Genomic DNA, 13,761 nt, shown 5'->3' on the forward strand with positions numbered 1-13,761 from the left:
GGGCATTTCCAGCATCAGTACCGCCAATGGAAGGAGCCGCGCTTTTGGTCCTTATGGCTATCTGGCTGTTCGGTTCCTAAATCGACGCGACGTTTCGTGTTAACGAAGATTACTCGGCTGCCTGAGCAAGCGCCGGACGAATTCGCTTTTCCAAAATCACATCTGTCACCGGACCTGCAAACCGCAGCAACACGGTGCCATCGCTATCAAGAACAAACGTCTCGGGCACACCGTAGACGCCCCATTCAATCGCCATACGCCCTGCATCATCGCCGCCAACCCCTTCAAAAGGGTCGCCAAGTTCTGCCAGAAACGCTCGCGCCTTGCCGGCATCGTCCTTGTAGTTTACGCCGTAGATCGCAAGCCCTTCGTCCTGAAGCGCCATCAACTGTGGATGCTCCACACGGCACGGCGCGCACCAGCTGGCCCAGAAATTAACCAATTTCGGCCCGGGCTCTTCCAGCATGGCCCGGGTGAACGGCACCAGCCCCGGCAAGGGCGTAACCTCGACAGCGGGCGCAGGCTGGCCAACCAAAGTCGACGGCAACGCATCCGGATCCATGCGAAACATGCCACCAAGAAACAACCCCGCAAGGCCCGCAAAAATTACCGGCGGCAACAGAGCCAAAGGCGGAATGCGCTTCATTTCTTCCGCCGCGCTTCGGCTTCGTCCAACGCCCGCTTAATGCGCCGCGCCTGTACCACACTTAACGCCACGACCCCCACCAAAAGCGCGATCGACACCCCATAGGCAAGGCTCACTTCGACCGCATATGTCCCAAGATCAGGCATCAGGCAGCACGCTCCCGCACAGTGATGGCATGCACACGCCGTTTGCGAATTTCGCTCCGCGTACGCAACAGCACAAGTGCAAGAAACAAAAAGATAAAACCGGCGAGACAGACAACAAGCGGAAGCCAGAACACATCCGAAATGTTCTCTTCTTTATCCAAAGACAGCGACGCCCCCTGATGCAAACCCTGGTTCCAGAAGTTCACGGCATATCGCGACAAAAACGCAAAAACAGACCCCACCAGACAAAGCACAGATGTCAAATCCGCAGCCGTATCCGGGTCATCAATCGCCGACCAAAGCGCTATATAACCAAGGTAAAACAGAAACAGGATCAGGAACGATGTCAGCCGCGGATCCCACACCCAAAACGTCCCCCACATCGGCTGCCCCCAGATCGCGCCTGTCATCAAAGCGATCAACGTCATCGTCACCCCGACAGGCGCCGCGGCCTTTGCCGCGAGTGCCGAAACGTGATGTCGGCGGATCAGCCAAACAAGCGACGTGACCAGCATCATCACCCAGATGTTAATCGCCATGAACGCCGACGGCACATGAAGGTAAATAATCTTAACGGTCGACCCTTGCCGAAAATCGTTTGGCGTAAAGAAGAACCCCCACACCAATCCAAATGACAACGCCATGCCCGCCAACACAAACGCAGGCCCCATCACCCGGTCGGTGAAGGCCATAAATCGGCGTGGATTTGCGTATTCCCAAAACGACATATTTCCTACCTAGTCTGGACGTTCAAGACCCACAAGACACGACACCGTCAGCGCCCTAACGCAGATTGACGCGGAGCGCGGCCGCCCCCGCAAACGGCAATAACGCCAGCGTCCCAAGCGTGATTCCGGTCATAAGTATTAACGACGTCCCAGCCTCAAGCCCGTCCACCCCGCGTCGCACCGTGTCAGCCCCGAATATCAACGTCGGAATGTATAGCGGCAACACCAAAAGCGACAGTAGAAGCCCGCCCCGCTTCAACCCGACAGTCAAAGCCGCCCCGAACGCCCCGATCATGCTTAACGCCGGGGTCCCCAAAGCAAGCGAAGCCACAAGCCAGCCATAGCCCCCAGACGGCAGGTTCAAAAATACCCCAAACACAGGGGCTGCAAGCGTCAAAGGCAGCCCCGTTGTCAGCCAATGCGCCAAAGCCTTCACCGCAACAACACCCTCCAAAGGCACCGGGGCGGTCGCAAGAAACTCAAGCGATCCATCCTCATAATCCGTCGCGAAAATCCGATCCAGCGACAGCAGACAAGCCAGAAGCGCGCCAAGCCACAACACCCCCGGCGCAATCGGTGCCAGCACATCCGCAGACGGCCCAACCCCAAATGGCACAAGAATCACAACGATCAGGAAGAACGCCAAGGCAAGCCCAAACCCGCCGCCAGCGCGGATCGCCAACCTCAGATCGCGTTGCAAAAGCCCCTTCATATGAAGGCCTCATCAAAAGCACCGCCGCGTGGCGCAACCGCCCGGAAAGTCCTCAAGTCCAGAACCTCAGCCTCGATTCCAAGATCAATGTGCGTTGCAATCACCGCGACGCCGCCGCCGGCCAGATGCCGCTTCACAGCCTCCCCGAACAGCGCAACCGCCGACACATCCAAGGACACCGTCGGCTCATCCAACAGCCAAACCGGCCGCCCCGTCACCAACATGCGCGCCAACCCAAGCCGCCGCTTTTGACCCGCCGACAAAGATTGTGCGGCGCGATCCGACAATCCGCTCAACTCAAAGGCTCCCAAAGCTGGTGTGATCGCACCGAACCCGAACAAAGACGCCCAAAACGACAGGTTCTCGGCGACGGTCAAAGTGCCCTTCAACCCATCCGCGTGTCCCGCATAAGCTATGGTCTCATCGGCTACCGAAACCTCGCCTGCAACGGCCGTTTGCAATCCCGCAAGCGTACGCAACAGCGTCGTCTTTCCCGACCCGTTCGGCCCCCGCAAAATCAAAGCCGTTCCCGCATGAACATCAAACGAGATGCCCTCCAGCACGGTCAATCCGCCCCGCGCGCAGGCCACCTCGGATACTCTCAGCAACGGCTTATTCATAACAAACAGGCATGGCCCAAGCCTCGGCCAATGTCCACGCCGGACAAGACCGCAGCCCCCATTTCCCCCTTTGAAAATACCTCCGCCGGAGGCCAGAAACCCTCAGATACCCAAAAGCACCACACCAACGCGCCGCCCCTCACCAAGCAATACATTGTAGGTCCGACAGGCCTGCGGTGTCGCCATATTCTCGACGCCAATACCCACTGCTTCAAGGGCGGCGCGAAACGCATCAGGTACGTGGGCGATATGCGCGCCAGTGCCGACAAGCAGGAAATCAATGTCCGAAGCCGCCGCCACCAAGGCGGATGTGTCCTCAAAACCGCCCCATGCCGCGACGCCGCTTGGCAGCACCGCTACGGGTGCGTCATGCACCTTTCCGCCAAGGCGAAAAAACCCCGGGCCATAGCCGTCAACCGGCACCGCATCGTTGAACGTGACTTCATTCAGTCGCATTTGATACCCTCGCTCACTCCCAGATCGGTAGCCCCGAAATCGCCGCGCATACGATAATTACATAGGCCACCCACCGATAAATTCGCTCTGCTTCGGGCCGAAACATTATCGCGCCGGCCCAATTTCCCGCCAGATAGGGCGCAATCATCAAAACGCCAAGCGCCAGGGTCGAGACCACCAGAAATCCACCATACCACAGCACCGTAACAAGGATCAGATCAGCCACAATCAGATAAAGCGTTAAATTCGCCCGCACCGCCGATACCGGCAAGGTCGACGCCATATACAGCATAATCACCGGAGGCCCCGGCAACCCGACAGACCCCGCCAATAGACCGCCGAACCCGCCCGCGACATAGATCAATCGCTTGCTCAAAACGCCGCGGTAGCGCACCCCTGCCACCAACAAAACCAACAGCACTAAGACTGTCAGTGACACGCCCCAACGGAACGTGACAGGCTCGATCAAAGTCAACAAAAACACGCCCATGGGCACGGCAAAAACCGCCCCGGCCCCAAGCCGCAAAACGTCGCTTGGCTGACCATCACGCATCGCGCGCGGCACATGCATCAAGGGGGCGACAAGGTCCATGACCAGCATCGTGGTCAACGCCCCAAACGGCCCCAGAAACTGCGCGGCTATCGGCATGAACACCATCGCAGTGCCAAAGCCCGTGAACCCGCGCACAATGCCCGCCAGAAACGCGCCGATGCTTAGAAAAAGAAGCCCCTCCGTGGCAAGCGTCGCCGCGAAGCTTTCAGGCATCTATATTGGCGAATTGCGTACCAGCCCCGCCGCCGCCAGACCCACCGTCCGGCTTCGACCAATCGCGCTTTACGCCAAGAAACAACACGACGTTCTTGGCGATATAGACCGAAGAATAAGTCCCGACGATCACGCCCCAGGTGATCGCGAAAACGAAGCCCCGGATGACGTCTCCGCCTAGAACCAAAAGTGCAATCAGCGCAATCAGGGTCGTGCCCGATGTCATCAACGTCCGGCTCAGTGTCTCGTTCACCGACTTGTTCATGATCTCCTGCAACGGCGTCGTCTTAAATTTCCGCAAGTTTTCTCGAAGGCGGTCAAAGATCACCACCGTGTCGTTGATCGAGTACCCAACAATCGTCAGAATCGCCGCAATCGTTGCCAGATCAAACCGGATCTGAAGCAGGCTGAATATACCAATCGTCAGGATTACATCGTGAAAAAGCGCCGCAACCGCGCCGACAGAAAACTGCCACTCGAACCGCAACCAGATATAGATCAGGATCGCCACAAGTGCTCCCGCCACAGCAAGCAACGCCGTGCGGATCAACTCTCCCGACACCTTCGGGCCGACGCTTTCTACGGATGTAAACTTCAGAGTCGGATCAACCAATTTCAACGCGGCTTCTACCTCTACGATCACTGTGCCGGTCACGCTTTCCTGACCGTCCTGCGCCTGAATACGGACCATTGATACGTTTTGATCATCGCGAAACGTCGGATCGAACACCTGACTTATCGCCACGTCTCCAAGTTGCAGCGCCTCAACCGCATCGCGGTAAGCGCCCACATCGACGGGCTGCACGGCCTCGGTCCGGATGGTTGTGCCGCCCCGGAAATCAATGCCGAAGTTCAGACCGACGGTCAGCCACAAGATGATCGACGCAATGAAGGCAACAACCGAAGCCCCTATCGTCACATAGCGATAGCGGAAAAAATCATAGTTTGTCTCTGCGGGAACAAGTCTCAATCTCATGATCTTAAACCTCGATTGTTCGCGGACGTTTCCGCTCAAACCACATGACGACAATCAAGCGCGTCACAAAAATCGCCGTAAACACCGACGTCGCAATTCCGATCATCAACGTCACCGCAAAACCCTTCACCGGCCCCGACCCCAAAGCAAACAGGATCATCGCCGTCATGAACGTGGTGATGTTGGCGTCAAATATAGCGCTCAAAGCCTTCTCGTAGCCAAGCTCAATCGCCCGGCTCGGCCCCTTTGCGGTCTTCAATTCCTCGCGTATTCGCTCGAACACCAACACGTTGGCATCAACAGCCATGCCGATGGTCAACACGATCCCCGCGATCCCCGGCAACGTCAGCGTCGCGCCCAATAAGCTTAAAATTCCGAACAAAAGCCCAACATTCAACAGCAAGGAAATATTCGCGAAAACCCCAAAAAGGCCGTAGGATAACGTCATAAAGACCAAAACCGCAGCAAAAGCGATCAGCGACGCAATGCGCCCGGCTTCAATCGAATCCTGTCCCAACTCAGGCCCGATTGTGCGCTCTTCGAGGAAAGTCATCTCAGCAGGCAAAGCACCCGCGCGCAACAAAATAGCCAGTTGCGTCGAGCTATCGACAGTGAAGTTCCCGGTGATCTGCCCCGACCCGCCAGTGATCGGCTCGTTGATGCGGGGTGCCGTAATCACCTGATCATCAAGAACAATCGCGAACGGCGCGCCGGTGTTTTCAGTCGTATACTGGCCAAAAACACGGGCTCCCGACGGGTTGAACCGGAACGTCACCGACGGCAAACCATTCTGATCAAAACCAGGTTGCGCATCAACAAGATCGTCGCCCGTGACAACCGCCTGACGCTCCAAAATGTAATAAAGCGACGTGTCGTCGAGATCCTGCACGATTATCTCACCCGGTCCGGGCTGAACATCGGCATTGCTGGTCTGTTGGATAACCGGATGGAAGGTCAGCCTCGCCGTCGTCCCGATCAGCGCCTTCAGCTCTTCAGCCGAGCCAATCCCCGGCACCTGGATCAAAATGCGGTCCGCACCCTGCCGCTGGATCGTCGGCTCGCGCGTGCCAACCTCGTCGACCCGGCGGCGAATGATCTCCAGCGATTGCTGTATCGTGCGACTGTCCGTCGCTGCCTTCTCTTCCGCCGACAAGGTTATAATAATTGTATTGCCACGCCCCGACACCGAAATGTCTGTCGCCCCGACCCCGGTCAATGAGGCAACCGGCTGCGCCAAAGCCCGCACCGCCGTCAAAGCGGCCGGGAGTGCCTCGGCCTGCGAAATCCGCACGTGCAACTCGCCCGCTGGCGCATCTTCGACGCGTTCCACAAATCCGACCTGATCGCGGATCGTCACAAGGGCGTCGCGCGCCCCAAGCCAATAGCCGTCCATGCGCTCGGTATAGACGTCCGCAACCTGCACCTCGGCCAGAAGATGTGCGCCTCCGCGTAAATCAAGCCCCAGATTGACCAGTGTGGATGGCAAGAACGACGGCCACGATCCGGCCGCCTCTTCACGCTCAGGCGTAGACCCAAGCGCTTCTATTTCGGCCATGGCGTCATTGTGCTGTTCCACACGAGAATAAAATCCGTTCGGGAACGCGAGAAGCATGCCAAGCAGGCAAACCGCCCAAATGGCAAATCGCTTCCAAGCGGCGATCTGAAGCATGAAAAACCCTTAAGTATTCGCGGGTTCGGTTTTAGACCGGACCTGTGTAATCGTATGCTTAATGACCCGAACGCTGACGCCGGTTGCAATCTCGATCTCGATCTCGGCGTCGTCGCGCACCTTGGTCACCTTGCCGACGATCCCGCCGGCGGTCACGACCTGATCACCACGACGCAGCGCTTCGACCATGCCCGTATGCTCTTTCAGCTTCTTTTGCTGCGGGCGGATCAGGAGGAAGTACATGATACCGAAAATAAGCACCATCGGGATAACGAGAGACGTAAATACATCCCCGCCACCGGCAGCCGCTTGCGCATATGCAGGCGTAACGAACATCTAGATTTTCCTTGTCTTTGTTGGGCCGCGTAGTGGTCCCGTTTAAGCTTGGCGCGCACCCTACCTAGGGGCAGTATGGTTGGCAAGCAACGGGCAGGCGGTTGTCACGATGAAATTAAGTTGAAACCCGTGCTTCAAAAAAACTTCACACCTCTGCAACCCCAAACCAACCTCGCACCCGCTCAAGATACAGCCCGAAAGGACGGCTCAAGACGACCATCAAAACCGCGATCGTAAGAAGCAGGGTCGCAATTTGCACAAAAGATTCCCCCGACACAATAAGCGTCACGGCATAGACCGGCAATTGGAACGTCAGGAACGCCACCACATCCATAAGCCTACGGCGCCACCCAACCGTTGAGATCGTCTTTGCAAACATCCAATCACGGTGAATGCCGTACGGCCGCACCGCAACAATCATCATCGGCACCACGATCAGCCGCGTAATCAACTCCTCTCCCGGCGCCATCCCCGCGATATTCAAATCAGAGAACGCCGCAACGGTCGTGAAAAAATACGATCGAGGTCAATGTATCGACAACCGCTTTACACATCCTTTACCTGTCGCTGATCCGCGCGATGCAATCAATCCCCGGTAGCCCGCCGCAAAACCCCATTTGCACGAGTCAAAAAATCCGCCATATAGCGCGCATCCTGAACCAACCCTCAAAGGAGAGGACAGATGCACGACATCCGCGCAATTCGCGAAAACCCAAGCACCTTCGACGCCGCCATGACCAGGCTCGGGATTTCGGACGCGTCGTCGAGCATCTTGGTCGCCGATGAAGCGCGCCGCACGGCCATTCAGGCGGCTGAAGCGATGAAAGCCGAAGGCAACGCAGCCGCCAAAGAAATCGGCGCGGCCAAAGCCGCAGGCGACACCGAGAAATTCGAGCGTCTGCGCGCTGAAGTTGCAGACAAGAAAAAGGCGACGGCGGAGCAAGAACAGACCGCCAAGGACCTTGACGCCAAGCTGCGCGACATCCTGATGTCGCTGCCAAACCTGCCGTATGACAACGTCCCCGAGGGCAAGGACGAAAACGACAATGTCGAACTTCACCGTTGGGGCACGCCGCCTGCGTTCGACTTTTCGGCGAAAGAACACTTTGAAATCAAAGGTGTGAAAGGCGGTATGGATTTCGAAACGGCCGCCAAACTATCCGGCAGCCGCTTTGTCGTCATGTCCGGTGCCGTCGCCCGCGTGCACCGCGCCCTCGCGCAATTCATGCTCGACACACACACCACGGAAAACGGCCTGATCGAAGTCATCCCGCCCATCCTCGTGCGCGATGAGGCAATGTATGGCACCAATCAACTGCCGAAATTCGCCGAGGACAGCTATCAGACCCGCGAAGGCATGTGGCTTATCCCGACCTCCGAAGTCTCGCTCACCAATATTGTCGCAGGCGAGGTTCTCAGCGCGGACTATCTCCCCCGCCGATATGTCGCCCACACCAACTGTTTCCGCTCGGAAGCCGGTAGCGCAGGACGCGACACCTCTGGCATGTTGCGCCAACACCAGTTCGAAAAAGTCGAAATGGTCTCGATCACGCACCCGGATAAATCCGAAGACGAACACGCCCGCATGACCCGTTGCGCCGAAGGCATCCTAGAAGCCCTCGGCCTCGCCTATCGCACGATGATCCTGTGCACCGGCGATATGGGCTTTGGCGCACGGCGCACCCACGACATCGAAGTCTGGCTGCCGGGGCAAGACACCTACCGCGAGATCTCGTCCGTCTCGACCTGTGGCGCGTTCCAGGCCCGCCGCATGAATGCGCGTTTTCGCGGCGAAGACGGCAAACCGCAGTTCCTTCACACCCTGAACGGATCGGGCCTCGCGGTTGGTCGCTGCCTGATCGCGGTCCTTGAAAACGGTCAAACCGAGGACGGCGGCGTGGTTCTGCCACAAGGGCTTGGCCCATGGCTCGGTGGCAAATCCCGGATCACACCGGACGGCGACCTCGCCTGATCGCCCCATTGCCCCCCGCTCCGGCTTCGCGGAAACTTCCCGAAAAGCCGAAGCATCCCCGGATGCTCGACACGCAATGTAGCCAAGGCGTTCAATTGAACATCCCATGGCCCCCGCCCCATCCGCGCGTCCTGCTGGCGAGCTGCATGAAGGACGAAGGCCCGTTCATCCTGGACTGGCTCGCGTGACACAGGGCCCTCAGCGTCACAGATTTCGTTGTCTTTTTTAAATGATTGCACCGATGGAACCGACACACTTCTAGATCATCTCGACGCGCGCGGCGACCTCACCCTGCTGCCCAACCCCGGCAGCCTTTTTGGACGTAGCTACTCCCAACCGGCTGCCCTCAGCTTCGTCCAGACCATGCCGGTGTTTCGCGCAGCCGATTTCATGCTCCCAATTGATGTCGACGAGTTTGTAAACATCCGCACAGGCGACGGCACGCTTCAAAGCCTTTTTGGCAAACCTCGATCCCTTCGACGTTTTGTCGATCTGCGAACTGAACTAGGGCAAAAATCACCACGAGGCCTTCCAACCGGGTTGGGTCACTGACCTTTTTCCAGCCCACGACACCCCGCGACCGGGACGTTGGCACGCCAACATCGGCGTTACTTATATGCCCCGCCTGTCGCCACGCGTTGAGAAAATCCGAAACCACCACCCCGACCTTGAACCCTAGGCAACCGACGCCGTCTGGCCTGACGGCGCAGGCAATCGCATCACAGAGCGTGCTGAGGATCCAAAGAAAAACGGTATCATTGGCGTGAAAAACGCGACCTCATTTCACTTAAGCACTACCCGTTGCGCTCGATCAACAGCTTCCTCGTCAAGGCGTGGCGATGGCGTCATCAAAGACAAACAAGTCTCAAATGCGTATTCCCGGCACCGCAATCGCAACTCGCACCGAAATATGGACATTTCAAAGGGCCAGTCCCTCGCGCGCGCTGCCGACAAAGACTTCGTGGATGACAAAAAAACTCATGCCCCTCCACAACGCCTGCAACGCCGCCCACCAAGTACGGATCGACGCGCTGAACGCGAATCCCGACTACCGCGCCCGGCGTGCGGAAATCATGAACATCGCTGTGGAACAGAAAAAGCCGTCGCCGGCGAAAGGCGCCGGCGGCGACCCTAAGAACGACTGAACGACTACCATCTGATGCCGGTAGCATCAGCGATATGATCGCTCGAGGTACTGCAGTACGATGTCTTCGGTGAGAGTATCGTTGGTTGTCGAAAAGTCGCCGCGGCCCCAAAAGTGGCAGCCCCAGTAGCGTTTCTTCAATTGCGGAAATTCCCGCTGTACCTTGTGCGACGAGCGCCCTTTCATCAACCGCATAAGGTGGCTCACCGCAAGTTTCGGTGGCACCGACACGAACATATGCACATGGTCGCCGCAGCAAGCTCTTCTTCATCGACCGCGCCATCTTCCATCGAATATATGCCGTCTCCATCGCTGTCCTCAACCGCAGCTTGTGCCCAGACCGCGCTGCCAAACATCGCACAAGCAGCTAAAATCGAAATAATTCTCATCCGAATCTCTCCTGATTGAATGGCGGTCCCGCCGACAGGCGGATGAAGCTTCGACACCGATATGAGGGGTCAAACTCACCCGTCACAACCGTCCAGACGCCCCTTGTGAGTCTCCGGCCATTTCGCGCCCCCCCAAACCAACCGCGCCGTTCAGCCGAGGCCAATGCACAAACCCGCCGAAAGCGCGCGCCCGCCGACCCAAACCGGCAAAAGCAGCAAGCCCTTGCCAGATTGCCCTCGCGCCCCACTTAAAAGACATGATTTCATACCGCGCCTACGCCATCCTTGTGTTCACCGCCGCCATCGCCTTCGCGGGGGGGCCGTTCATCATCTCATTTGACGGCTTTGATCCAAACGCCTACCCGGTGCCGCAAGACAGCCCTCCGGCCCAACCCGCGGGCTACGCATTCGCGATCTGGGGACCGATCTACCTCTGGCTCCTTGCCTCGACCGGCTTTGGCCTTTTCGCACGGGCTGATGATCCTGACTGGACCGCCACGCGCCCGCCGCTTCTCATCTCGCTCGCAATAGGAGCAATCTGGCTTCCCGTGGCGGAAGTCAGCCCCATCTGGGCCACTGTCCTGATCTGGGCAATGCTGGTCACCGCGCTTATCGCCCTGTTGCGAACGCCCCAGAACGACCGGTGGCTTCTGCGCGCACCAATTGGCCTCTATGCGGGCTGGCTAACGGCTGCCAGCAGCGTCTCGGTCGCACTTTTGGGTGCGGGCTACGGCGTGGCATTCAGTCAGGTCACTTGGGCGGTCATTACCATATCGATCGTTTTCGTCATCGCTATGATTATGATCCTGACCCGAAAAGCGCCCGGCACATACGTCTTTGCCGTCGCATGGGCGTTGATCGGCCTGGTCGTGCAAAACATGACGACAATACCGATGATCGCAGCCCTTGCGGCCATAGGAGCCGTTACGCTTGCAACGCTTTTCGTTTCCGTCATCCGCAAAGCCGAAACGGGCGTGCAGGCGTAAAAGGTCACTCTTTCAGGGATGGCTTTCCAAGGTGCTTTCGCAGCCGCGAAGGCGTCGACTTCTTCTTATTCTTGTAGGGGTTCTGGTCTGCCTGACTGCGAAACCAAAGCCGGATCGGCGTTCCTGGCATATCAAAGTCGACCCGTAACCCATTGACAAGGTAACGTTTATACGAATCCGATAACTTCTCGGGGTTAGACGCCATAACGACAAACCCCGGTGGCCGGGTCTTCGCTTGCGTCATGTAGCGAAGCTTAATGCGCCGCCCACCCGGTGCGGGCGGTGGATGTGCTTCAATCATACCAGACAGCCAACGGTTCAGTTTTGACGTCACCACACGCGCATTCCACGTGATGTAAGCTTGTTCAACAGCCTCGCGCAGACGATCCATGCCGCGTCCGGTTTTCGCCGATACCGTGACCAAAGGCGCGCCGCGCAGCTGAGGCAACAGCCGCTCAAACGATTCCCTCAAATCCCGCAGTTTTTCCTGCTTGTTCTCTTCCACGTCCCACTTGTTCACGGCGACTACTACCGCGCGCCCCTCGCGCTCGGCCAGATCAGCAATCCGCAAATCCTGTTGCTCGAATGGGATCGCCGCATCCAACAGCACGATCACCACTTCCGCGTATTTAACCGCCCGCAAACCATCGGCTACCGACAATTTTTCAAGCTTCTCCTGAACCCGTGCCTTTTTACGCATGCCCGCCGTGTCAAAAATGCGCGTCGGCATCCCGTCCCAATCAAGCGGAAGCGAAATCGCATCCCGCGTAATCCCGGCTTCAGGACCCGTCAAAAGGCGATCTTCGCCCAGCAACTGATTGATCAGCGTTGATTTTCCAGAATTCGGACGCCCCACAACCGCAACCTGCAATGGCCGGGCGATCGTCGGCATCCGGATCTCGTCCGATGCGTCTTCATCGACATCAACGTTGGTCAACGGTGCCGCTTCTTCCACCGCCGCCTGGGCCTTTTCGCCTTCTTCGGCAACCGGGCGCAGAAACTCCAACAGCTCTGGCATCCCCTCGCCGTGCTCTGCCGACATCCGCACCGGCTCGCCCAATCCAAGCGAATACGCCTCGATAAGCCCGCCTTCACCAGCGCGGCCCTCGGCCTTGTTCGCCGCCAAAATCACATGCGCCGATTTCTTGCGCAGGATATCCGCAAACACCTCATCGTCCGGCAACACTCCAACTCGTGCATCGATCATAAACAAACAAGCGTCCGCCATTTCCACGGCCCGCTCAGTTAGTTTGCGCATCCGTCCGGGCAGGCTGTCGTCCGTCGCATCCTCAAGTCCCGCAGTATCAATCACGGTAAACCGCAACTCTCCAAGGCGTGCCGCCCCTTCGCGCAAATCCCGAGTCACCCCTGGCTGATCATCCACCAAAGCAATCCGCCTTCCAACCAACCGATTGAAAAGAGTAGATTTTCCGACATTCGGTCGCCCGACGATGGCCAATGTAAATGACATGGGGTCCTGCCCAAAAGTAACGTAAGATTGCGCTCTTACACGCTTAAACGATCAGCGAAAAGCGCGGATCTGTCCGTTGTCGGTCACAAGGTACAAAACACCACCCGCAACCACCGGATTGCGCGCCGCGCCGCGACCAAGGTCCGTCTCGCGCAAGACGGCTCCGGTCACCGGATCAAACTCGCGCAAAACCCCGTCATCAGACGCCACAATCAACCGACCACCTGCCACGACCGGCCCGTAATGCACGAATGTCGACTTCGATCGGCTGGCGCGGCGAGCCTCAAACAAGGGCAACTCTACCGACCAGATCTGCTGCCCCGTCGCCGCATCAAGCCGCGTCAGCACGTTCTCCGGCGTCACAAAAAACAGCGAATTACCGCCAAGCCAAATCGGGTTCAACGCCCCGACCCGCGCCGTCCACTCCGCCTGCCCTGAGGCAAGCGATATTGCCGCAACGCGCCCTGCATGACTGCCCGCATAAAGACGCGTTGTGTCCACAACTGGCGCGCCGCTCAAATCGCCAACGGCAGAAAATGCACGGCTGATATCTTGCCCGGCCACGCTTGCGGCCCAGACCTGCGCGCCGGTACTTGTTCCAGCTGCCACCATCTGCCCCGACGCAAACGGGAACACCACTATTGGGCCAGCGACAGAAGGCCCCGGACCACCAACAAGCGCCGACACACCTTTACGCCCCAAAACTTCCCAAAGAATACGGCCGTTTGCAGCATCAATCGCCCA

General features: G+C 58.0%; 17 protein-coding genes and 2 pseudogenes. 4 read left to right on the forward strand and 15 right to left on the reverse strand.

Annotation, left to right across the window (positions count from 1 at the left end; translation table 11 throughout):
* Positions 1–109 precede the first annotated feature (109 nt).
* The 11 genes and pseudogenes from AC221Y_RS11615 to alaE form a co-directional block, all read right to left on the reverse strand.
* Positions 110–646, reverse strand: coding sequence for a DsbE family thiol:disulfide interchange protein (locus tag AC221Y_RS11615; RefSeq protein ID WP_299751827.1), 537 nt, complete (start codon positions 644–646; stop codon positions 110–112).
* Positions 643–792 carry a heme exporter protein CcmD gene (gene ccmD, locus AC221Y_RS11620; protein WP_486707360.1) on the reverse strand — a complete coding sequence of 50 codons (150 nt, stop codon included), beginning with the start codon at positions 790–792 and terminating at the stop codon, positions 643–645. The genes AC221Y_RS11615 and ccmD overlap by 4 nt, the downstream gene beginning before the upstream one ends.
* Entirely contained in the window at positions 792–1,520 is a 729-nt protein-coding gene (locus AC221Y_RS11625) for a heme ABC transporter permease (RefSeq protein ID WP_486707361.1), read from the reverse strand. The genes ccmD and AC221Y_RS11625 overlap by 1 nt, the downstream gene beginning before the upstream one ends.
* 55 nt (positions 1,521–1,575) lie before the next feature.
* Positions 1,576–2,232, reverse strand: a complete 657-nt coding sequence (gene ccmB, locus AC221Y_RS11630; protein ID WP_299751833.1) for a heme exporter protein CcmB — start codon at positions 2,230–2,232, stop codon at positions 1,576–1,578.
* Positions 2,229–2,852 carry a heme ABC exporter ATP-binding protein CcmA gene (gene ccmA / locus AC221Y_RS11635; RefSeq protein WP_486707362.1) on the reverse strand — a complete coding sequence of 208 codons (624 nt, stop codon included), beginning with the start codon at positions 2,850–2,852 and terminating at the stop codon, positions 2,229–2,231. Before ccmA ends, ccmB begins: the two co-directional genes overlap by 4 nt.
* Before the next feature lie 102 nt (positions 2,853–2,954).
* Positions 2,955–3,308 (reverse strand): Mth938-like domain-containing protein, encoded by a 354-nt coding sequence (locus AC221Y_RS11640; RefSeq protein ID WP_486707363.1) that lies wholly within the window; start codon positions 3,306–3,308, stop codon positions 2,955–2,957.
* A gap of 13 nt (positions 3,309–3,321) precedes the next feature.
* Positions 3,322–4,074: a TSUP family transporter gene (locus AC221Y_RS11645; RefSeq protein WP_486707364.1), complete on the reverse strand. Its 753-nt coding sequence runs from the start codon at positions 4,072–4,074 to the stop codon at positions 3,322–3,324.
* Positions 4,067–5,050: a protein translocase subunit SecF gene (gene secF / locus AC221Y_RS11650; protein WP_486707365.1), complete on the reverse strand. Its 984-nt coding sequence runs from the start codon at positions 5,048–5,050 to the stop codon at positions 4,067–4,069. The genes AC221Y_RS11645 and secF overlap by 8 nt, the downstream gene beginning before the upstream one ends.
* 4 nt (positions 5,051–5,054) lie before the next feature.
* Positions 5,055–6,719: a protein translocase subunit SecD gene (gene secD / locus AC221Y_RS11655; protein WP_299751683.1), complete on the reverse strand. Its 1,665-nt coding sequence runs from the start codon at positions 6,717–6,719 to the stop codon at positions 5,055–5,057.
* A gap of 9 nt (positions 6,720–6,728) precedes the next feature.
* Positions 6,729–7,055, reverse strand: a complete 327-nt coding sequence (gene yajC / locus AC221Y_RS11660) for a preprotein translocase subunit YajC (RefSeq protein WP_299751680.1) — start codon at positions 7,053–7,055, stop codon at positions 6,729–6,731.
* Between the two features lie 145 nt (positions 7,056–7,200).
* Positions 7,201–7,557 (reverse strand): annotated as a pseudogene (alaE, locus tag AC221Y_RS11665) (L-alanine exporter AlaE); the annotation flags it as partial.
* Positions 7,558–7,737: 180 nt separating this feature from the next.
* Here alaE and serS point away from each other — a divergent pair.
* The 3 genes from serS to AC221Y_RS11680 all read left to right on the forward strand — a co-directional run bounded on the left by serS (position 7,738) and on the right by AC221Y_RS11680 (position 10,172).
* On the forward strand, positions 7,738–9,027 hold the full coding sequence (serS, locus tag AC221Y_RS11670; protein WP_299751678.1) for a serine--tRNA ligase: 1,290 nt from the start codon (positions 7,738–7,740) through the stop codon (positions 9,025–9,027).
* Positions 9,028–9,243: 216 nt separating this feature from the next.
* A complete protein-coding gene (locus AC221Y_RS11675) occupies positions 9,244–9,579 on the forward strand; it encodes a glycosyltransferase family 2 protein (RefSeq protein WP_486707366.1) in 336 nt (111 codons plus the stop codon).
* A gap of 413 nt (positions 9,580–9,992) precedes the next feature.
* The gene (locus tag AC221Y_RS11680) at positions 9,993–10,172 is read left to right on the forward strand and encodes a hypothetical protein (protein ID WP_486707367.1); all 180 of its coding nucleotides are present in this window, start codon (positions 9,993–9,995) and stop codon (positions 10,170–10,172) included.
* A gap of 26 nt (positions 10,173–10,198) precedes the next feature.
* Here AC221Y_RS11680 and tnpA read toward each other — a convergent pair.
* Both tnpA and AC221Y_RS11690 read right to left on the reverse strand, forming a co-directional pair.
* Positions 10,199–10,420, reverse strand: a pseudogene (gene tnpA, locus AC221Y_RS11685) (IS200/IS605 family transposase); the annotation flags it as partial.
* Positions 10,375–10,560, reverse strand: a complete 186-nt coding sequence (locus AC221Y_RS11690; protein WP_486707368.1) for a hypothetical protein — start codon at positions 10,558–10,560, stop codon at positions 10,375–10,377. The gene AC221Y_RS11690 and the pseudogene tnpA, both read right to left, overlap by 46 nt.
* A gap of 257 nt (positions 10,561–10,817) precedes the next feature.
* On the opposite strand from AC221Y_RS11690, the gene AC221Y_RS11695 reads away from it, so the two are divergent.
* A complete protein-coding gene (locus tag AC221Y_RS11695) occupies positions 10,818–11,546 on the forward strand; it encodes a hypothetical protein (RefSeq protein ID WP_486707369.1) in 729 nt (242 codons plus the stop codon).
* Between the two features lie 4 nt (positions 11,547–11,550).
* On the opposite strand, the gene der is transcribed toward AC221Y_RS11695, so the two are convergent.
* Both der and AC221Y_RS11705 read right to left on the reverse strand, forming a co-directional pair.
* Entirely contained in the window at positions 11,551–13,017 is a 1,467-nt protein-coding gene (gene der / locus AC221Y_RS11700; RefSeq protein WP_299750430.1) for a ribosome biogenesis GTPase Der, read from the reverse strand.
* Between the two features lie 51 nt (positions 13,018–13,068).
* Positions 13,069–13,761 (reverse strand): PQQ-like beta-propeller repeat protein (locus AC221Y_RS11705; protein WP_486707370.1); only part of this gene is annotated, 693 nt, incomplete at its 5' end.

Source organism: Boseongicola sp. (assembly GCF_057460485.1).